This is a genomic window from Saccharopolyspora sp. ASAGF58 (assembly GCF_012277335.1).
GTDB classification, from domain to species: Bacteria; Actinomycetota; Actinomycetes; order Mycobacteriales; family Pseudonocardiaceae; genus Saccharopolyspora; species Saccharopolyspora hattusasensis.
Window position 1 is genome coordinate 7,031,946 of the sequence record NZ_CP040605.1, and the last position, 18,304, is coordinate 7,050,249.

General features: G+C 71.6%; 20 protein-coding genes. 11 read left to right on the forward strand and 9 right to left on the reverse strand.

Features of this window, described 5'->3' with window-relative positions; genetic code table 11:
• Positions 1-35 precede the first annotated feature (35 nt).
• Positions 36-302 (forward strand): hypothetical protein, encoded by a 267-nt coding sequence (locus FDZ84_RS33060; RefSeq protein WP_371812934.1) that lies wholly within the window; start codon positions 36-38, stop codon positions 300-302.
• A 167-nt stretch (positions 303-469) separates the two neighbouring features.
• On the opposite strand, the gene FDZ84_RS33065 is transcribed toward FDZ84_RS33060, so the two are convergent.
• Complete coding sequence (locus tag FDZ84_RS33065; RefSeq protein ID WP_168589049.1) at positions 470-808, reverse strand: putative leader peptide; 339 nt, start codon at positions 806-808, stop codon at positions 470-472.
• 137 nt (positions 809-945) lie between these two features.
• On the opposite strand from FDZ84_RS33065, the gene FDZ84_RS33070 reads away from it, so the two are divergent.
• The gene (locus tag FDZ84_RS33070) at positions 946-1,467 is read left to right on the forward strand and encodes a lytic polysaccharide monooxygenase auxiliary activity family 9 protein (RefSeq protein WP_168589050.1); all 522 of its coding nucleotides are present in this window, start codon (positions 946-948) and stop codon (positions 1,465-1,467) included.
• Between the two features lie 68 nt (positions 1,468-1,535).
• Here FDZ84_RS33070 and FDZ84_RS33075 read toward each other — a convergent pair whose 3' ends face one another.
• From FDZ84_RS33075 to FDZ84_RS33090, 4 genes are read right to left on the reverse strand one after another with little or no spacing between them, the layout of a single operon-like run.
• Positions 1,536-2,225 (reverse strand): DUF2071 domain-containing protein, encoded by a 690-nt coding sequence (locus FDZ84_RS33075; RefSeq protein ID WP_168589051.1) that lies wholly within the window; start codon positions 2,223-2,225, stop codon positions 1,536-1,538.
• A 3-nt stretch (positions 2,226-2,228) separates the two neighbouring features.
• The gene (locus tag FDZ84_RS33080) at positions 2,229-3,269 is read right to left on the reverse strand and encodes a type III polyketide synthase (protein ID WP_246868604.1); all 1,041 of its coding nucleotides are present in this window, start codon (positions 3,267-3,269) and stop codon (positions 2,229-2,231) included.
• A complete protein-coding gene (locus tag FDZ84_RS33085; RefSeq protein WP_210435272.1) occupies positions 3,266-4,465 on the reverse strand; it encodes an acyl-CoA dehydrogenase family protein in 1,200 nt (399 codons plus the stop codon). The genes FDZ84_RS33080 and FDZ84_RS33085 overlap by 4 nt, the downstream gene beginning before the upstream one ends.
• A gap of 6 nt (positions 4,466-4,471) precedes the next feature.
• Positions 4,472-5,188 carry a bifunctional 2-polyprenyl-6-hydroxyphenol methylase/3-demethylubiquinol 3-O-methyltransferase UbiG gene (locus FDZ84_RS33090; protein ID WP_168589053.1) on the reverse strand — a complete coding sequence of 239 codons (717 nt, stop codon included), beginning with the start codon at positions 5,186-5,188 and terminating at the stop codon, positions 4,472-4,474.
• A gap of 27 nt (positions 5,189-5,215) precedes the next feature.
• Here FDZ84_RS33090 and FDZ84_RS33095 point away from each other — a divergent pair, with 27 nt between their 5' ends.
• Positions 5,216-6,019, forward strand: a complete 804-nt coding sequence (locus FDZ84_RS33095; RefSeq protein ID WP_168589054.1) for a UbiA family prenyltransferase — start codon at positions 5,216-5,218, stop codon at positions 6,017-6,019.
• A 200-nt stretch (positions 6,020-6,219) separates the two neighbouring features.
• On the opposite strand, the gene ilvA is transcribed toward FDZ84_RS33095, so the two are convergent.
• The gene (ilvA, locus tag FDZ84_RS33100) at positions 6,220-7,470 is read right to left on the reverse strand and encodes a threonine ammonia-lyase IlvA (protein ID WP_168589055.1); all 1,251 of its coding nucleotides are present in this window, start codon (positions 7,468-7,470) and stop codon (positions 6,220-6,222) included.
• Positions 7,471-7,590: 120 nt separating this feature from the next.
• Between ilvA and FDZ84_RS33105 the strand changes: the two genes are divergently transcribed.
• Positions 7,591-8,415 carry a universal stress protein gene (locus tag FDZ84_RS33105; RefSeq protein ID WP_168589056.1) on the forward strand — a complete coding sequence of 275 codons (825 nt, stop codon included), beginning with the start codon at positions 7,591-7,593 and terminating at the stop codon, positions 8,413-8,415.
• Positions 8,416-8,421: 6 nt separating this feature from the next.
• Here FDZ84_RS33105 and FDZ84_RS33110 read toward each other — a convergent pair whose 3' ends face one another.
• Positions 8,422-8,820 carry a DUF5313 family protein gene (locus FDZ84_RS33110; protein ID WP_168589057.1) on the reverse strand — a complete coding sequence of 133 codons (399 nt, stop codon included), beginning with the start codon at positions 8,818-8,820 and terminating at the stop codon, positions 8,422-8,424.
• A 39-nt stretch (positions 8,821-8,859) separates the two neighbouring features.
• On the opposite strand from FDZ84_RS33110, the gene FDZ84_RS40250 reads away from it, so the two are divergent.
• The 3 genes from FDZ84_RS40250 to FDZ84_RS33120 all read left to right on the forward strand — a co-directional run bounded on the left by FDZ84_RS40250 (position 8,860) and on the right by FDZ84_RS33120 (position 11,368).
• Entirely contained in the window at positions 8,860-8,982 is a 123-nt protein-coding gene (locus FDZ84_RS40250; protein ID WP_256413605.1) for a hypothetical protein, read from the forward strand.
• Positions 8,983-9,090: 108 nt separating this feature from the next.
• Positions 9,091-9,654 (forward strand): GNAT family N-acetyltransferase, encoded by a 564-nt coding sequence (locus FDZ84_RS33115; protein ID WP_168589058.1) that lies wholly within the window; start codon positions 9,091-9,093, stop codon positions 9,652-9,654.
• A gap of 172 nt (positions 9,655-9,826) precedes the next feature.
• Positions 9,827-11,368 carry an LCP family protein gene (locus tag FDZ84_RS33120; protein WP_168589059.1) on the forward strand — a complete coding sequence of 514 codons (1,542 nt, stop codon included), beginning with the start codon at positions 9,827-9,829 and terminating at the stop codon, positions 11,366-11,368.
• A gap of 109 nt (positions 11,369-11,477) precedes the next feature.
• On the opposite strand, the gene FDZ84_RS33125 is transcribed toward FDZ84_RS33120, so the two are convergent.
• Both FDZ84_RS33125 and FDZ84_RS33130 read right to left on the reverse strand, forming a co-directional pair.
• Positions 11,478-12,650 (reverse strand): MFS transporter, encoded by a 1,173-nt coding sequence (locus FDZ84_RS33125; RefSeq protein WP_168589060.1) that lies wholly within the window; start codon positions 12,648-12,650, stop codon positions 11,478-11,480.
• Between the two features lie 37 nt (positions 12,651-12,687).
• On the reverse strand, positions 12,688-13,218 hold the full coding sequence (locus FDZ84_RS33130; protein ID WP_168589061.1) for a Chromate resistance protein ChrB: 531 nt from the start codon (positions 13,216-13,218) through the stop codon (positions 12,688-12,690).
• A 138-nt stretch (positions 13,219-13,356) separates the two neighbouring features.
• On the opposite strand from FDZ84_RS33130, the gene FDZ84_RS33135 reads away from it, so the two are divergent.
• From FDZ84_RS33135 to FDZ84_RS33150, 4 genes are all read left to right on the forward strand, one after another.
• A complete protein-coding gene (locus FDZ84_RS33135) occupies positions 13,357-13,986 on the forward strand; it encodes a carbonic anhydrase (RefSeq protein ID WP_168589062.1) in 630 nt (209 codons plus the stop codon).
• 131 nt (positions 13,987-14,117) lie between these two features.
• Positions 14,118-16,493 (forward strand): wax ester/triacylglycerol synthase domain-containing protein, encoded by a 2,376-nt coding sequence (locus FDZ84_RS33140; RefSeq protein WP_168589063.1) that lies wholly within the window; start codon positions 14,118-14,120, stop codon positions 16,491-16,493.
• A complete protein-coding gene (locus FDZ84_RS33145) occupies positions 16,490-17,416 on the forward strand; it encodes a DMT family transporter (protein ID WP_168589064.1) in 927 nt (308 codons plus the stop codon). Before FDZ84_RS33140 ends, FDZ84_RS33145 begins: the two co-directional genes overlap by 4 nt.
• Positions 17,407-18,132, forward strand: coding sequence for an SDR family oxidoreductase (locus FDZ84_RS33150; RefSeq protein WP_210435273.1), 726 nt, complete (start codon positions 17,407-17,409; stop codon positions 18,130-18,132). The genes FDZ84_RS33145 and FDZ84_RS33150 overlap by 10 nt, the downstream gene beginning before the upstream one ends.
• Positions 18,133-18,304: the final 172 nt, after the last annotated feature.

Genomic DNA, 18,304 nt, shown 5'->3' on the forward strand with positions numbered 1-18,304 from the left:
GGACCGTACGGTCCAGGTGATCGCCGACGGTCATCCTGTCCACCGCCGCAACACCGTCCGCAAGTGGCTGGACCGATCACGCTGCGGCGATCGAGATGCACTTCCTGCCCGGATACAGCCCCGAGCTCAACCCCGACGAGATCCAGGGGTGCCGACCTCAAAAGGACCATGACCACCGGCACAGCACCGAAACCCGCGACGAGTTGAAACAAGCGGTCCGCTCCTTCCTCCACCGGCTCCACAAGCCGCCTGACCGAGTTCGCTCCTACCTCGGCAAACCCGAAGTCCGCTACGCCGCCTGACATCACACAATTGCCCTACGAATCAATAAGCGACCCGGGGTTGGGCTGGGGTGTGGGTTGTGGTTACCGCGCCTCGACGCGGGTCACTCCCGACGGCGACCCGAGAAAGCGGGAACTGGGACGTCCTTTTAGGACTTGAAAGTTCGACGCGCTGGTTCGCGCGCCAGTCACCGGCGACAGGGCTGGCTGGCCACGCGGCGCAGATCGACGTGCCGACGCCGGGTGAACGCGATCATCACCAGGCGATCGTCGAGCGGGCCGCCACCCGGTGTCAACGGCCGCACCGGCCGTCCCACCACGCGGACTCGCGCACCGAAATACGGCCGGAAGCATGAAGGATTCATGAACGGCGGGTGAAAAACGGCAAACGGCTTGGGAAAAATACGCTCGAAACGGACATCTGGCACATCGTCGCAGACCAGCCGTCGATCCGGGCGGCGTGAACGGGGCGCCGAACCGGACGAATCTTGACCGCCGCAACAACCGAAACCTATGGTCCAGACCACGGCTGAGCGTGGGGTCCGCCCGGCTGACCGGTGGTCGCCGGAATGTTCTCTCTCCCCTTCCTCCGCCAAGTTCCACCCCAGCAACCGCCAGTCAGGCACCACCCACCTGACGAGGCGGTCTCACCAAAGGAGCTGAGATGAACAAGAACCCGAAGCTCGCCGCTGCCGTGGTCGGTGCGGCGCTCGCCCCCTTCCTGATCACGATCCCGGCGGGCAGCGCCAGCGCGCACGGCTACGTCGACTCGCCGGCGAGCCGGCAGGCCCAGTGCGCCGCCGGAACCGTTCCGTGCGGCGCGATCAAGTACGAGCCGCAGAGCGTCGAGGGCCCGAGGGGCCTGACCAGCTGCAGCGGCGGCAACGAGGGATTCGCGGAGCTTGACGACGACAGCAAGGGCTGGACCGCGACGCCGGTCGGCAACTCGGTGACGTTCAACTGGACGCTGACCACCGCGCACCGCACGACGACCTGGGAGTACTTCATCGGCGGCAACCGGGTCGCCGTGTTCGACCAGGGCGGCCAGCAGCCGCCATCGCAGCTGTCGCACACCGTCGACCTCGGCGGCGTCAGCGGCAAGCAGAAGGTGCTGGCGGTCTGGAACGTCGCCGACACCGCGAACGCCTTCTACGCCTGCGTCGACCTCGACGTCGGCGGCAAATGACCGTCCGACCGGCGTTTCCCCGAAACCGGCGGGCCCGCGCTCCACACGGAGCCGGGCCCGCCGCGTCGTCACACCGGGGCGGGCCGGCCGAACCGGGCGTCCACTCTGGACGCGAACCGGACGACGGGCCGGGCCGGCGGAGCCAGGCCGAACTCGCCCAGCAGGCCGGCATCGGTGAACTCGAGCAGTTCGGCGGAATCCAGCGCCCAGGGCTCGTGCACCACCGGGACCGCGACGGGCCAGCGGTGCCACGTCGAGAACATCCGCCAGCGCGCGGTGAGGAACCGGTCCGCGCTGGTCGGCGCGACGCGCTCGCGGCGCCGGATGCGCATGCTCAGGCCGATGCCGGATCGCTCGACACGGTAGGCGGTTTCGGTTGCGGTCGTCGAGCATTCGACCGCCGCCGACCGGTACGGAAGATGACCGACCGCCCTGGCGAGGCGCACGAACGCCGGATGCGAGGCGGCCAAGGACAGGAACACCAATCCGCGGCGGCCGTGCTCGTCGACGGCGAAGGTCCGCACGTTGACCTCGGTGAACCGCATCCTCAGCGGACTGGTGACCACCATCCCCAGACCGACCACGCCGACCCACGCCGTGCCGTCGAACACATCCGGCCGGGTGCGCGACGGCAGCACCGCCTCGATTTGCCGTGCCGCGCAAGGCCAATGCACGAACACGACGTCGCGCCAGACCTGACAGGTGAACGACCAGCGCAACTGGTGGGGCGCGGCCAGTGTGATCGGTTCGAGTCCCATGGCTCACATGATGACTTCCAGCAGCGCGGCGTAGAGCGTCAGTCCGGGACCGAATGCAAGGGCCGCGATGTGGCTCCCGGGCCGGAGTTCGCCGCCGGCCCGGAGCTCTTCGAGGACCATCAGCAGCGTCGCGGAGGAGCAGTTGCCGCGCTCCGCGAGAACATCCCGCGACGGCTGCAGGGCCGAGGGAGGCAGGCCGAGGGTGTCTTCGACGGTGTCGAGGATGCGCGGGCCACCCGGGTGCACCGCCCAGCCGCGGATGTCGCTGCGCCGCAGGCCGTTCCGGCCCAGCAGGTCGTCGAGCACCGCGCCGAGGTGCCGGGCCAGCACGTCCGGCACCTGCGGCGAAAGCCCCATCCGGAAGCCGAGATCGGTGATGTCCCAGGTCATGTGGGTGCTGGCGCTGGCGTCGGTGAAGGCGGCGATGTCGACGACAGCCAGCCCCGCCGAGTGCGGCTGCAGGACCGCGGCCGCGGCCGCATCACCGAAGAGCGCATGGGAGACGACCTGCTGCGGGTCATCGGTCGGCGGCTGGATGTGCAGGGAGGTCAACTCGACGGACAGCAGCACCGCGGCTCGCCCGTGCGCCGCGACGAAGTCCGCGACGCCGCCGAGGGCCGGAAGGGCCGCGTAGCAACCCATGTGGCCGACGAACAGCCGCCGCAGGTCCGGGCGCAGCCCGAGCGAGGCGGCGAGCTTGATGTCCAGCCCTGGCGTGCCGTACCCGGTGCAGGAGACGACGGTGAGCAGGCCGACATCGTCGCCGTCGATGCCGGCGTCGTCCAACGCGGCGGCGACCGCCTGGTGTCCCAGACGCGGGGCTTCCTCGCTGAAGCGGCGCATCCGGGCCGCCGTGGACCAGCCGGACAGGTCCTCCTTGATCGGGTTGGCGACCGTGTGGCGGCGACGCACCCCGGCGCCCGCGAACACCCGCCGGGCGAGGCGGCTGGCGCGGAAATGCTCCTGGAAGAAGTCGTCCCACAGCACCTGCTGCTCGGTGGTGTCCGGCAGCGCCGAGCCGAAGCCGGCGATCAACGGCGTCACCAACGCGGCGACTCGGTCTCGTCGTCGGGGTCGCCGCCGAGCGCGGCCACCCCGAGCCAGTCGGCGCAGACGTCGGAGGTCGCCGGTTGCAACGCACCGCACCGCGCGTCGCGGTAGATCCGCTCCAGCGGGTGCCCGCGCCGCGTCGCCGACGCCCCGGCGGCCTCCAGCACCGACGAAGCCACCGATGCCGCGGTGTCACCGGCGACCAGCTTCGCCCGCCACACCCAGCGGTTCGTCTCCGGCTCCCCCGGCCGCTCCGACACCCGCCGGGCCGCCTCCCGCACCACGGCGTCGGCCGCGGCGACCGCCGCGTCCGCCCGCCCCATCCGGGAACGCACGGTCGGCAAGGTGTGCAGTCTGCGCTCGTGCAGGTGCATGCCACCCACGCGCAGCGCCGACCGCGCCACGCCTACGTACACGGCGGCATACGACGCGACAAGCCACTGCGGCATCGCCTGCGCCGTCAGCAGCGTGATGCCCTCGATTCCACCCAGCAGCGCATCCGCGCCGACCGACACCTCGAAGTGCACGTCGTGGCTTCCCGTGGCGCGCATGCCCATCGAATCCCAGGTCGGTTCCACCCGGATGCCGTCGCCGGTCGGGACCACGAAGTAGGACACCTTCGGCTCGGCGGCGTCGACGTCCCTGGCGGTGACCAGGTAGGCGTCGGCATGCCCGGCACCAGAGACGAAGGCCTTGCTGCCGTTGATCCGATATCCACCGTCGCAGCGGCGGAAGGTGGTGGCGGTGCGCGACAACCTCGAACCCGTGCCCCGTTCGCTCATAGCCACCGCGTAGAGCGCGCCGTCGGCCGCCGCGGCGAGCAGCCGATCCCGCGCGGCGAAGCAGCTTTCCGGCGCGCCGAGTTCCCGAAGCAGTTCTTCGGGCGTGTGCGCCAGCGCGCCGGTGACCGAGGCGTGCATGTTGAAGATCAGCGCCGTCGAACCGGCCCCACCGGCCAGTTCGGCCGCGAACGCGGCGTAATCGGCGAACGATGCGCCAAACCCGCCCAGTTCCGCGGGAACCATGAGCCCCAGCAGGCTGCGAGCACGCAGGTCGACGAAGTCCTCGCTGGGAAAAGCGCCGGAGGCGTCGTAGTGCTCTGCGCGCGCGGCGATCCGCGGAACCAGGTCGCGCGCCGCTTCCTGCGCGGCGGCCGGTGAAAACGGTTCTACGACCGAGAACAGCGACAACAGCCCTCACCCCTTCTTCCGGCCGATGCCCTGGAACAGCACCGCTGTCGACGAGAACGGGACCAGCCGAACGCCTCCCCCTCGGCCTGCGGCCCAGGTCAGCAGGTCCACCAGCGACGGGCGCACCCCGCGCAGGGTCAGCGCGACGCCGTGCCGGGCCGCTTCGGTGATCAGCTCGCCGCGGTCGACCAGCAGCGCCGGATCGTGCACTCCGCGCACTGCCACGTGCGGAACGCGTTCGGCGATCCCGATCGCCACCAACCGGCACAAGGCCGTCGCCGCCAGCGTGTCGAGCACCAGCAGGCCCCCGGGCCGCAGCAACCGGCAGGCTTCCCTTACCGCGGCGGGCAAATCAACCACGTGTTCCAGAACCTCCCCTGCCACCACGCAATCCGCGCACCCGTCCGGCAGCGGGACCGCGAGGACATCCCCGGCGACCGGCTGCACCCCGTGCTCGGCGGCCTGCCGCAACGCGGTCCGCGACCGATCCACACCGACATGCCAGTACCCCTTTCCCGCCACGTGCGGGGCCAGCAGTCCCGCGCCGCAGCCGAGGTCCACCAGCACCGCTCCGGTTCGCGCCGCGGTGGGGACGAGCGCGCCGCGCGCGGCGGCGAGCCAGTGCAACATCGCGAAGACGCCACGCGGCTGCCACCACTGGTCGGCGAAGACCTCGTACAGCAGAGGATCGTTGCGCCGCACGGTCCGGCCGGAACGTGCCATGCGCTCCAGGCTGGCACACTCGGCCGGGTGCGGCATTTCGCAACTGCGGCCTCGCTGATCCGGGCCTCGCACCCGGTCCCGGCGCTGGCCGTCACGGCGATCACCACCGGGCTCGCGATGACCGTCGGGCGCGATGCGGGCGGCTTGGCCCTGACGGCGGCGGCGGTGTTGGCCGGGCAGTTGTCCGTCGGGTGGCTCAACGATCTGGTGGACGCCGACCGGGACGCCCGGGTCGGGCGGCGGGGTAAGCCGGTGGCGGCGGGCGCGATCTCCCGGCGGACGGCGCTGGTCGCCGTGCTGGTGTCGGCTCCGGCGGCCGTGGTGCTGTCGCTGCCGTTCGGCGCCGTCGCGACGATCGCGCACCTCATCGCGCTGGTGTCCGCGTGGGCCTACGACCTTGGTTTGAAGTCCGGTCCCTTTTCGGTGTTCCCGTACGCGCTGTCGTTCGGGCTGCTGCCCGCGTTCGTGATGTTCGGCGGCGGCGGGCCGCCGCCGGTCTGGCTCGTGCTCGCGGCGGCGTTGCTGGGTTCGGCCGCTCATTTCGTGAACGTGCTGCCGGACCTCGGTGATGATGCGGCCACCGGCGTCCACGGCCTGCCACACCGGCTGGGCGCGGCGCGGAGCACCGCGGTGGCCGCATGCCTGGTCCTGGCCGCGTCGGCGACGTTGGTGGACGTTTCATGGGTGATCCTGCCGCTGGCGGCGGCCGTGCTCGGCGCTGGTCTCGCGCTTGGCCGCCGCCCGGGTTCCCGCACCGCGTTCCACGCGGTCGTCCTCGTCGCCCTGCTCGACGTCGCGGTGCTCCTGAGCGCCGGAGCCCAATCCACCTGATCAAGCACAGTGGACTATCCCTTGTGGACAAATACGGCGAGGACGGCGAACGTGATGATGTTGTCGCAGTAGCTGCGCTCGGCGTGGTCGCAGCGACATCGCGCACGAACTGCGCGACCCGCTGGTGAACGTCCGCGGCTGGCTGGCGGCCGCCCAGGACGGCCCTGACCCGCACCGCAAACGAGCCTGGAACAGTCAGGTCAGACCAGGAACGAGAACAGCGGGGAGCCCGGGGAGACCTGCTCGATCTGCAGCGGGGAGCCCTTCATCCGCGTCAGCAGACCGTCCAGCTCGTCGGCGCGGTCGAGCTCGATGCCGACCAGCGCCGGGCCGGTCTCCCTGTTGTTCTTCTTCACGTACTCGAACGCGACGATGTCCTGGCCGTCGTCGAGCACATTGTCCAGGAAGTGCCGCAGCGCTCCCGGTTCCTGCGGGAACGTGACCAGGAAGTAGTGCCGGAGCCCTTCGTGCACCAACGAGCGTTCGACGACCTCGCCGTAGCGGCTGAGGTCGTTGTTGCCGCCGGAAACCACGCACACCACCGGCCCCCGGGGCGGGCGCACCAGCGGCAGCCGGGCCGCCGCGCTGGCCAGCGCCCCGGCGGGCTCGGCGATGATCCCCTCGGTCTGGTACAGCTCGATCATCTCGGTGCACACCGCGCCTTCGGGCACCGCCACCAGTTCGTCGACCAGTTCGCGCACCACGCGGAAGCCGGCTTCGCCGACGCGCCCGACCGCAGCGCCGTCGACGAAGGTGTCCACCGACGGCAGGGCGATCGGCCTGCCATGGTCCAGAGCGGCGCGCATGCTGGCCGCCCCGGCCGGCTCGGCCCCGATCACCCGCGCCTCGGGGAAATGCTCCTTGAGCCACAGCACCACGCCGGCCAGCAGCCCGCCGCCGCCGACCGGGACGATCACGGTGTCGATCGGGCCGTCGTGCTGCTCCGCGATCTCCAGTCCGACCGTGCCCTGCCCGGCGATGGTCCGCGGGTCGTCGAAGGGGTGCACGTAGACCGCACCGGTGCGCTCGCTGTCCTCTTTGGACGCCGCGCTGGCCTCGTCGAAGGAGCTGCCCGTGATCACCGGCTCGACCCATTCGCCACCGATCTCGGCGATCCGCCGGCGCTTCTGCCGAGGCGTGTTCGCCGGCAGGTGCACCCGGCCCTTGATCTTCAGCTCGCGGCAGGCGAACGCCACGCCTTGCGCGTGGTTGCCGGCGCTCGCGCACACCACCCCGCGCTTGCGCTCGTCCGCGTCGAGCGAGGAGATCAGGTTGTACGCGCCGCGCACCTTGTAGGAGCGGCAGACCTGCAGATCCTCCCGCTTGAACCGAACCGGGACGCCAAGTTCGCCGGTCAGGCGGCTGCTCGTTTCTAACGGAGTTCGTCGGACCACCTGCCGCAGGCGGGTACCGGCGCGGAAGATCGCTGCGGGAGTCAGCTCATCGGACACCGACCGATACTAAATGCGCTGGTCGGCAAGCCTCCGTTCGGGTGCGTCGGCGCGGGGCCCATCGGCCCTACTACCGCGCGCTGGCGGATGCGCATTGTGGTGCTGAGGAGGCGGTTGGAGATGGCCAGGACGAAGCAGTCGGTCGTGGTGGGAGTCGACGGTTCGGAATCGTCCGCGCAGGCGGCGCTGTGGGCCACCGCCGAGGCGACGCGGTTGGCCGTTCCGGTGCACCTGGTCGTGGTCAACGACGATCCCGCGCGGGAAGGGTTCGCCAAGCAGGCGGTCCGCGACATCGCCGAGCGCTGCCACCGCGCGCGGCCCGAGCTGACGATCACCGATGAGGTCGCCGTCGGACACCCGGCCGAAGAACTGGTCCACCGCTCCGAAAGCGCCCAGCTGGTCGTCGTCGGATCTCGCGGGCACGGCGTGTTCCGGGACGTGCTGCTCGGCGCGATCAGCACTTCGGTGGCCGCGCACGCCCGCTGTCCGGTCGTCGTGGTGCGCGGTGCCGCAGCGGCGTCAGGCCCGGTCGTCGTCGGTGTCGACAACTCGCCGGGGAGCCACGTCGCGGTGCACTACGCCTTCGACGCCGCGAACCGGCGGCACACCGGCCTGATCGCGGTCCAGGCGCTGCCCGATGCTTTCTTCACCGTTGGCACCTATCCCCTGCCCGACCGGCAGGAGATCCAGAACCGGGCCGACCTGCACCTCGCCGAACAGCTCTCCGGCTGGTGCGCTGATTACCCCGACGTCACAGTGCGGCGCGAGGTGGCCAACCAGCACCCCGTCGCGACGCTGTGCGAGGCCGCCCGGCAGGCTCAGCTGCTCGTCGTCGGTCACCGCGGCCGTGGCGGCTTCGCGGGACTGCTTCTCGGCTCGGTCGCCAACGGCGTCCTGCACCACGCACCGTGCCCGGTGGCGGTGATCCGCACCCTCGGCGGGTAGTTCGCGCTACGCCTGCGGCGGCTGGCGCCAGATGGCGCGGTAGCGCTCGGCGGCGTCGGCATCGCGCTGCCCCCGAACCGCCGAGCCGTGGCCGGGTGGATAGCCGTAGCGGACGAGCCGCGCGTCGACGCTGTCCACCGCGCTGGTCACCACGATTCGACCCACCACGAGGATGCCCAGCAGCAGCGCGCCCGCGGCGATCGGCCACGACCCGCCCAGCAGGCCGAGCCCGAGGAACAACGCGAGTCCCAGCGGCGCGATCTGGATCAGGCCGCGGACCAGCACCCGCAGCACCCACGTCTTGCAAGTGGCATCGCGCAGCACCCACTCCCGGTAGAGCTCGGGGAGCTTGCCGCCGTACTGGTAGTGCAACCACCGGGCGGGATTCGGGCGCTTCACTGGCATTCGCCCAGCCTACGACCGGCCCCTTCCGCACTCCCCAGGATGATCCCGATCGAACAGCGGTTCGCCGCCGGCGCGGTCGAGGACCTCGAAGGCGCGATCCGCGAGCAGGTTGCCGAGCACGACCGCGCGAACCCGGTCGCCAGCCGCGTCTACTACCATTAATTTCAATCAACACTGAAGCGATAGGTGTAATCAGCAAAATATCCGACGACGTGCGCGAACTAGAATCAGGAGTGCCTCCCCCCAGCGTCGCCGAAGGCGGTGGCCGCCATGCCTCTCCTGACAACCGACCGCCTGATCGTGCGCGACTGGACTACCAGCGATAGCGACGTGCAGGCGGCGCTCGCGCTCTACGGCCGCCCGGAGGTGACCGAGTGGCTCACACCGGTCGTCGCCAACGTCGCCGATCTCGCCACGATGCGCGCCGTCGTGCACGCCTGGATCGAGTCGCAGCCGAACCTGGTGCCGCCCACCGGGCGGTGGGCGATGCAGCGCCGGTCCGACGACGTGGTGGTCGGCGGGCTGGTGCTGCGGATGCTCCCACCGTACGACCACGACCTGGAGCTGATCTGGCAGCTGCACCCGGAGGTCTGGGGCCACGGCTACGCCGCCGAGGCCGCCACCGCGCTGCTGCGCTGGGCGTTCACCTTCGACATCGACGCGGTCTTCGGCCTGGCGCTGCCGGACAACACCCGCGCCATCGCCACCGCCGAACGCATCGGCATGGAGTGGGTCGGCGAAACCACCAAGTACTACGACACCTCGCTGCAGGTCTACCGCATCCGGCAGGGGGACCTGCCCAGCGGACCGACTCCCGGCCCACCCCAGGACTGACCGAAAATCCACTGTGGCCTTTCGCACCGTCCGCAGTGGACGAACACATCCGTTACCGTGCGTCGTCAGATCATCCGCTATCGGATGATCTGCTGAATGCCCTGGTGAGTGGGATGCTGAAGGGGTCACCGAGGTCCGAGTAGCGCCTGGGGCGCACCCGCCGGAGGTACCAGTGCCACCGCACCGCAACGCCCGAGCGGCCGCCCGCAGGCCAGCAAGCCGCCGGCCCGCCGCACCGCGCCGCTCGCCGGCCCGCGGCCGGTCGGCGGACCGCGCCCGCGCCAGCGCTCGCGCCGCGGTGACCGTGCTTTCCGTGCTGGTCCTGGCGGTGACGGGATACGCGTGGTCCAACTACCGGCACCTGCTCGACGGCCTCGCGACCAGCGACGTCACCGACGGGGCCGGGGCCGACGGGGCGACCGACATCCTGCTGGTCGGCATGGACAGCCGAACCGACGCGCACGGCAAACCGCTGCCCGAGAACGTGCTCCGGGAGTTGCACGCCGGGGCCAACGACGCGGCGCTGACCGACACGATCATCCTGCTGCACATCCCCAACGACGGATCCAGCGCCGTCGGGTTCTCCTTCCCCCGCGACGCCTACGTGCAGATCCCGGGCTTCGGCCGCCACAAGATCAATTCCGCCTACGGCAGGGGCAAGGAAGACGCCATCGCGGTGCAGACCAAGCGCGGCACCGCCGACCCCGCGGAGCTGGCGCGGCTCGGCGGCGACGCCGGGCGGAAGCTGCTGGTGCGCACCGTCGAGCAGCTGACCGGCGTGTCGGTCGACCACTACGCCGAGGTCAACCTGCTCGGCTTCGCGCGGATCACGGAGGCCGTCGGCGGCGTCCCGGTGTGCTTGCTGGCGCCCGCCCGGGACTCCTACTCGGGCGCGAACTTTTCAGCCGGGCCGCAGACGATCTCCGGCCCGGACGCGCTCGCATTCGTGCGTCAGCGACACGGGCTGCCGCGCGGCGACCTGGACCGCGTCGTGCGCCAGCAGGCCTTCCTGGCCGGGCTCACGCAATCGGTGCTCTCCGGTGGTGTGCTGGCCAACCCGTCCCGGCTGCGCGAACTGATCGGGTCGCTGCAGGAATCCGTGGTGCTGGACCGGGATTGGGACGTGCTGGCGTTCGCCGACCGGCTGCGCGGGCTGGCCGGCGGCGCGGTCCGGTTCACCACCATCCCCATCGAGAACGCCGACTACCAGACCCCGGAGGACGGCGACGCCATCCTGGTCGATCCCCGCAAGGTGAAGGCCGCGATCAGCAGCACGATCGACCCGTCGACGGCCGAAGCCGGGCAGCCTGGCGAGACGAAGTCCCAGTCCGCGGCCGCGAGGGTGGACGTGCTGAACGCGACTAAGACACCGGGGCTGGCCCAGCGCGTGCGGACCGAGCTCGCCAATCGGGGCGAACAGGTGGGTCAGGCCGGCAACGCTCCCGCGCGGGCCAAGTCCGTGGTGCGCCACGGCCCGGAGGACGATGCTGACGCCAACCGGATCGCGACGCTGCTGGGAGGCCTGCCGATCGAGGCCGACGAGTCCATGCCCCGCGGCCGGGTCCAGGTGGTCATCGGCGGCGACTACCACGGGCCCGCCGCGCCGGGCTTCGCGCCACCGCGCGCCGTGCAGCTCGACGGACCGCACCGGCAACAGAACACAGGTTCCAGCCCGGACTCGATCATCGCCAACGGCGTCCCGTGCGTCAACTGACCGGGCAGCGCCGGTGGTGAGGCGGCCCCCTCGCCCGTCTCACCACCGACCAAATCACCGCTGGCCAACGATACGCCGCAGCGGTGGTAGTTGCGAGATCAAAAACCGCTCACCGGCGGGTCGCGGTGCCCACCCACAGCGCCACGACCAGGATCGACAGGACGACCGCCAGACCGGTCAGGCCCCACCCCAGGGAGGCAGCTGCGGCGAGCACGCCGACCAGTAGCGGGCCGCCCGCGTCGCCCAGTTCGCGCCCGACCTCCGCCGAACCCATCGTCTGGCCAAGCCGCTCCCGCGGCGTCGAGGCGGCCAGGTGCGCGAAACCCAACGGTGTCACGACCCCGGTGCCCAAACCGATCGCAACGGCGGCCACGAGGACCCCGAGCAGGCCGGGAACGACCGCGGCCACGAGCAACCCGACCACCGCGACCGCGAGGCCGCCGGCCATGCCGGGCACATCGGGCAGCCGCCCCGCGTCGCGCGCTCGGCCGGCCCACGGCTGCACCAACGCCGCGGTCGCCGCGAGCACCGACACCGCCGCGCCGGTTGCCAACGGACCCAGCCCACCGGCCGCGCCCACCACCGGCAGGAACCCGACGCCCACCGCCAGCGCCGCCGTCGCGCCCGCCAGCGCCGCGGTCGGCCGCAGGAACCCGGGAGCGGCCAACCGGCGGGCCAGGTCGAACAGGGTTTGGCGGGTCCGCGGCAGTGGCGGCACCGCCGGCACGGCCAGCACCGCCCACGCAAGCACCGCGAGCGCGAGCCCGGCGAGCGTGCCGAAGAGCAGGTCGAACCCGCCGAAGGTGATCAGGACGCCGCCGAGGACCGGGCCGAGGGCGTACCCGAGGGCCTTCCAGGCGCCGTAGCTGCCGAACGCGCGCCCGTGCTGGGAGTCCGGCGCCAGCCGGGCGACCAGCGTCCCCGCTGCCGGGGAGAACGCGGCGGCCGCCGCGCCCTGGCCGAAGCGCGCGAGGCCGACCGCAGCCGGGTCACCGGCGAGGACGAACGCCGCCGAGGCCGCCGCGAACGCGAGCAGCCCGCCGAACAGCACCGGCCGCGGGCCGATCCGGTCGGTGACCGCGCCGAAGACCGGCTTGAGGACTACCTCGGCGCCGTCGTAGACGGCCAGCAGCAGGCCCAGCGCCAGCAGGGACGCGAAACCGGTGTAGGCGCCGAGCCCGGCGGCGATGCTGTGCGCGCCGAAGGCGGTCACGAATCCGGCCGCGTACAGCGGGAGAACCTGCCCGGCGCGTTGACCGGTCACCGGCTCGGTGCCGGACATCCGGCCACCTCCTTGTCGTCCATTTCGGCGCGTTTGGTCACATCTGGTGCAGTGCTCGGAAGACCTGCTCGGTGTAGTCGGCCAACCGGTCGGCGCAGTGCCGCAGCTGCTGCTGGGCCTCGGCGGCCGCCGGGGCGCCGAACACGTCGCGCGCCTTTAGCTCGCGGTACCAACGGCGCAGCCGATCCAGGCTCTGCTCCTCCTCTTCCAGCTCGGCCATGGTCAGCTTGCCGTTGCGCAGTTCCTTGTCGATCTCGGCGTCGAACTTGCCGCAGTCGGCCAGGAACTCCGCCCACTCCTCCTGCCGCTCGGCCGTGAACATCTCCGTCAGCCGCGCCGAATCGGGTTCGTCGCGCCCCGTGGCGGCCAGAACCACGACCTCACCGGAGCCCCGCTCGGCGAGCTCGATGGCACGCGCCACACCGGCGGCGACGCCAGGCACGTCCGGCAGCGTCCAGGTGCCCTGGCCCAGCGAAAGCGCCCCGACCCGGCGCAACTCCCGCCACACCGCCACGCGGTGCCGCGACGGCTGCGCGGGCAGCCGCACGACGAGAACCAGCCACCTCATCACCTGCACGTCCGTCACGAGGATGAAAGTATCACGCGTTACATCGCACCTCCTGCTACACCGCGCGGCCGGAGTGACGTCGCCCATATGGGGGCTTGAGCAGCATCGCTTCGAACCTGCGTGCGGTAGTTTTCCGACATGACGAATCCGCCGTCCTCGCCCACCGAAGCCTACGAAGTACTGCTGGAGGGCAACCGCCGGTTCGTCGACAACGCGCGCCTGCACCCGAACCAGGACGCCGACCACCGCGCCGCCCTGGCTCCGGCGCAGCGGCCTTTCGCGGTCCTCTTCGGCTGCTCCGACTCCCGGCTGGCCGCCGAGATCATCTTCGACCAGGGGCTCGGCGACCTGTTCGTGGTCCGCACGGCGGGGCACGTCATCGGCTCCGAGGTGCTCGGCAGCATCGAATACGGCGTCGGCGTGCTTGGCGCGCCCCTGGTCGTGGTGCTCGGACACGACTCTTGCGGCGCGGTCACGGCCGCGCGAGAAGCGTGCATCGAAGGCACCGCGCCGCACGGCTACATCCGCGACGTCGTGGAGCGGGTGACGCCGAGCGTGCTGGCCGCCCGCGCCAGCGGCGCCACCGAGGTCGACGACATCGTGGACGTGCACATCCAGCGCACCGGTGACCTGATGCTGGAGCGCTCCGCGCTGCTGGCCAACGCGGTGGCCGAGGGTCGTTGCGCGCTCGCCGGGCTCTCCTACCGCCTCACCGACGGCACCGTCCGGCTCGTCGGCAGCCACGGCCCGCTGCTGCCCGCGGACTGACCCCCGGGATCCACTGTGGCTGCCTGCTGGCGTCCACTTCGGACATCGCTGGGCCTGGCCGCTCGGCCAGCCGATCCTGGTCGATCACGTTAGCCTGCGAAGGCACGGATCGGGCGAAAGGATCCAGCCTGGTGACCGTCCAGCCGCGTCGAGTGCTACTGATCAGCGCCACCATCGGCGAGGGCCACAACGCGACCGCCCGCGCCGTCGAGGAGGCGGCCAGGCAGGTGTGGCCGGGGTGCGAGATCGCCTGGTTGGACGCCCTGCGCGCGATGGGCCGGTGGGTGCCCGTGACGTTCAACTGGATCTACGTCACCAACGTCGAATCAACGCCGTGGCTCTACGACTTCTTCTACGAGTCGCTGTGGCGCTACCGCTGGTTCGCCAACGCCTCCCGCCGGTTCGTCGGCGCGTGGAGCGGGCGGCTGCTGCGCCGGGCCATCGCCGAGCACGCCCCGGAACTGATCGTCTCGACCTATCCGCTGGGCACCGCCGGGCTCGACTGGCTGCGCCGCCGGGGCGGCCTGGACGTGCCGGTGGCGGCGGTCGTGTCGGACTTCTCGCCGCACCCGTTCTGGGTCTACCCCGAGGTCGACCTGCACTACGTGATGAGCGAGGCGAGCCTGCGGGCGATGCGGCGGGCGGAACCGGACGCCGTCGGCGCGGTCTGCGTGCCGCCGGTCGTGTCGTCGTTCCGGCCCGCCGACCGGGCCGCGGCGCGGCGGTCGTTCGGGCTCCCGGAATCCGGTTTCACGGTACTGATCTCGTGCGGCTCGCTCGGGTTCGGTTCCGTCGAGCGCGCAGTGGATGCGGCGCTGCTGGCCGAGGGGGTCGAGCGGGTCGTCGTGGTTTGCGGTCGCAACGCCGCGCTGCGACGGCGCTTCGCCGACCGCGCGGACGATCGGATCGTCGCGCTGGGCTGGGTCGATGACATGCCCGGTCTGACGGCCACCGCGGACGTGGTGGTGACCAACGCGGGCGGGGCCACGGCGCTGGAGGCGCTGGCCTGCGGGCGCGCCGTGGTGATGTTCGAACCGATCGCCGGGCACGGGCGCGCGAACGCCGAGCTGATGGCCGACGCCGAGCTGGCCGAGCTGTGCCCGCGGGAGAGCGATCTGACCGGGACATTGCGCCGCTGGGCGGCCGAGCCGGACGAGCTCGCGCAGCGGGAACACCGGGCGCTCAAGCACAGCCAGGCCGCCGACTTCGCCGACCAGGTGGCCGCGCTGGCGCACCTGCCCCGCCACCACGGCCGCCGCCCGCTGCGCCCGCAGGACGCGTTCTTCGTGTACGCCACTACCCCGGTCGTCTCCCAGCACACCGGCGCGATCCTGCGCATGGAAGGACCGAAGCCGTCCACATCGGACCTCTGCGAAGAAGTCGGTCGGCGAATCTCCCAGCGTGCGGCGGGATTGCCGATGCTGACCCGACGGCTGATCGTTCGGCGCGGTCGTCGGCCACAGTGGATTCACAGCGACGCGGTCGACGTCGTTGATCACCTGCGGTGCCGCGAGCTGAACAGCGGGCAGAGCGCGGGTCCGATCCTCGAGGAGTTCTTCGGCACCCCGGTGCGCACCGACCAGCCCCCCTGGGAACTGCTGCTGCTCAGCGACGTCGGCACCGGCCACGCCTCGTTGCTGGCGAAGATGCACCACGCGCTGGGCGACGGTGTCGCGGTGACCAGCACGCTGCTGCGGTTGCTCAGCGACGGCCCGCACGCGGCGACATCGCCGAGTCGCGCCGACCAGCCGTGGTACCGCCGGGCCGGGAAGGTCGCGCGCGGATTGGTGAGCCTAGCCGGGGCCGGAACCGCGCCGACCAGCCATCTGGCAGGGCGCAGCACGCCGAACAGGTCGTACGCGGGCGTCGAGCTCCCGGCCGCCGAGGCACGCGCCTGCGCACGCGCGCACGGGGTGAGCAGCACGGCGTTCCTGCTCGGCATGGTGGCCGAGGCGCTGCACCGGACACTCGGCGACACCACACCGGGCCAACGGTTCCGGGTCATGGTGCCGCGTACCGCACGCACCGGGCGGGGCGGCGCGGGCACCGGCGCGCCCGGCAACCACACCGTTTCGCTGTCGCTCGACCTACCGGTCGGGCCGATGCCGCCGGCTCGCCGCCTCGCCGAGGTCACCGCCGGACTTGCCGAGCCGGACCGCACCGGCCAGCCCGCCGCGGCCAGCGCCGTGCTCGCGGCACTTGGCGTGCTGCCCGCGCCGCTGCACGCTTGGGTCGTGCGGCAGATCTACCAGCGTCGCTTCTTCAACGCCGTGGTGTCCGTGATGCCGGGACGGCGTCGTCCGACCCACCTCGGCCAGACGCTGATCGCGGGCGTCGTGCCGGTGCTGTCGCTGGCAGACGGCGTGGGCGTGGCGATCGGCGCTGTCAGCTGGGGCGAGCGGATCGGGTTCGGGATCACCACCGACACTGGGCTGGCGCCGGAGGCCACCGAGCTCGCCGGTCACCTCCGCGACGCCTTCGCCGAGCTGCGAGGAGACCGGCGGTGAGCGCGCAGGGCACCGTGCTCGTCGTGGCCGTTCCGGCGGCCGTCCTAGGTGCGGCCAGTTTCGGGCTGGCCAGCGCGATCCAGCACCGCGTCACCAAGCAGGTGCCGAAGGTGCGCACGCTGAGCCCCCGCTTGCTGTTCGACCTCGTCCGCAAGCCGATCTGGGTGCTCAGCATCGGCACCGTGATCATCGGGCTGTCGCTGCAGGTGGTGGCGCTGGCCTTCGGCCCGCTGGTGCTGGTGCAGCCGTTGCTGGTGACCTCGGTGCTCTTCGGCGCGGCGTTCGCGGCATGGCTGGCGCACCGCAAGATGGACCTGGTGCTGGCGCTGGGAGGGCTGGCCTGCGTCGGCGGGCTGTCCGCGTTCCTGGTGCTGGGGCGGCCGTCCGGGCAGGGCAACGAGTTCACCGGGGCGTCGATCCTGCCGTTGGCGCTGGCGCTCGGGCTGCTCGTAGTGGTCTCGCTGCTGGCCGCGCGGTGGCTGCCCGGCGAGGTCGGGGTGATCGGCATGGCAGTGGCCACCGGCGTGTTCTACGGCGTGACCGCCGGTTTGATCAAGGTCGTGGCCGGGCACTTCCGCAGCGGCGGGCTCGCCGAGCCGTTCCACCACTGGTCGCTGTACGCGGTGTGCGTGATCGGGCCGATGGGGTTCCTGCTGAGCCAGCAGACCTTCCAGCGGGGCCGGTTGATGTCGCCCGCACTGGCCGTGATCACCACGGTGGATCCGCTGGTGGCGGCCGCGATCGGGGTGAACTGGCTGGGCGAACGCATCGAGTCCTCCCCCGCGATCCTGGTCGGCGAGGTGATCTCCGTCGTGGTGATCATTGGCGGGATCGTGGTACTTACCCGCCGGGGCGAGCAGCTGCGCCGCGCGATGGAGGAACGCGAGCGCAACGACGGCACGACGGATTCGTCGTGGGGCTGACGGTGCGCGGGCGCACCGCGCTGGTGACGGGCGCGTCCTCGGGCATCGGCGCGGCGACCGCCGCCGAGCTGAGCTCCCGCGGGTGCCGGGTCCTGCTGGTCGGCCGCGACGAGCACCGGCTTGCCGAGGTCGCCGAGCGCACCGGTGGCGAACCGGTGCCCGCCGACCTGACCGATCCGGCCGGGCTCGACCGGGCCGCCGCGGCCGCCCGCCAAGTCGATCTGTTGGTGCACAGCGCGGGCGTCGGCTGGGCCGGAGACCTGAGCGCGATGCCACCGGAGCGGATCGAGGCGCTGACGGCGGTGAACCTGACCGCGCCGATGCTGCTGACCCGCGCGGCGCTCCCCGACCTGCGGCAGCGGTGCGGGCACGTCGTGTTCGTCGCCTCGATCGCCATGGTGGGCGTGCCCGGCGAGGCGGTCTACTCGGCGACCAAAGCGGGCTTGCGTGCCTTCGGCGCGAGCCTCCGCTACTGCGACGGGATCGGCGTGACCACGGTGTTCCCCGGCGCGGTCCACACGCCCTTCTTCGCCGGGCGCCGCTACGACCGCCGCTTCCCGCGGATCGTCGGCCCGCAGGAAGTGGCCCAGGCGCTGGTGCGCGGCGTGGAGCGGGACGCGGCAGAGGTGTTCGTCCCGAAGTGGCTCACCGCGCCCGCTCGGCTGCAGGGCTTGCTGCCCGGCACGTTCCACCGCCTCGCCCGCCGCTTCGGCTGAGTTCCGCCGCCCGCACCGCCACGCAAAACCGCGCACTTTTTCGGCTCTTGTGACGTTTCTGTGGGTGGTTTGAGCTGGGTTCTTGGGTCCGGAGACGAGGGCACACCGTTGCTTCGTCTAGGTTTCTGGCTTGTCCAGAGTCAGGAACCGAGGAGCGGAGAACGGCGTGCCG

Excerpts from the sequence above, each read along its gene's own strand:
- FDZ84_RS33070 (WP_168589050.1), top strand. The coding sequence starts at position 946 with ATGAACAAGAACCCGAAGCTCGCCGCTGCCGTGGTCGGTGCGGCGCTC.
- FDZ84_RS33075 (WP_168589051.1), bottom strand. The coding sequence starts at position 2,225 with ATGGGACTCGAACCGATCACACTGGCCGCGCCCCACCAGTTGCGCTGG.
- FDZ84_RS33090 (WP_168589053.1), bottom strand. The coding sequence starts at position 5,188 with ATGGCACGTTCCGGCCGGACCGTGCGGCGCAACGATCCTCTGCTGTAC.
- FDZ84_RS33105 (WP_168589056.1), top strand. The coding sequence starts at position 7,591 with ATGGCCAGGACGAAGCAGTCGGTCGTGGTGGGAGTCGACGGTTCGGAA.
- FDZ84_RS33110 (WP_168589057.1), bottom strand. The coding sequence starts at position 8,820 with ATGCCAGTGAAGCGCCCGAATCCCGCCCGGTGGTTGCACTACCAGTAC.
- FDZ84_RS40250 (WP_256413605.1), top strand. The coding sequence starts at position 8,860 with ATGATCCCGATCGAACAGCGGTTCGCCGCCGGCGCGGTCGAGGACCTC.
- FDZ84_RS33115 (WP_168589058.1), top strand. The coding sequence starts at position 9,091 with ATGCCTCTCCTGACAACCGACCGCCTGATCGTGCGCGACTGGACTACC.
- FDZ84_RS33125 (WP_168589060.1), bottom strand. The coding sequence starts at position 12,650 with ATGTCCGGCACCGAGCCGGTGACCGGTCAACGCGCCGGGCAGGTTCTC.
- FDZ84_RS33130 (WP_168589061.1), bottom strand. The coding sequence starts at position 13,218 with ATGAGGTGGCTGGTTCTCGTCGTGCGGCTGCCCGCGCAGCCGTCGCGG.
- FDZ84_RS33135 (WP_168589062.1), top strand. The coding sequence starts at position 13,357 with ATGACGAATCCGCCGTCCTCGCCCACCGAAGCCTACGAAGTACTGCTG.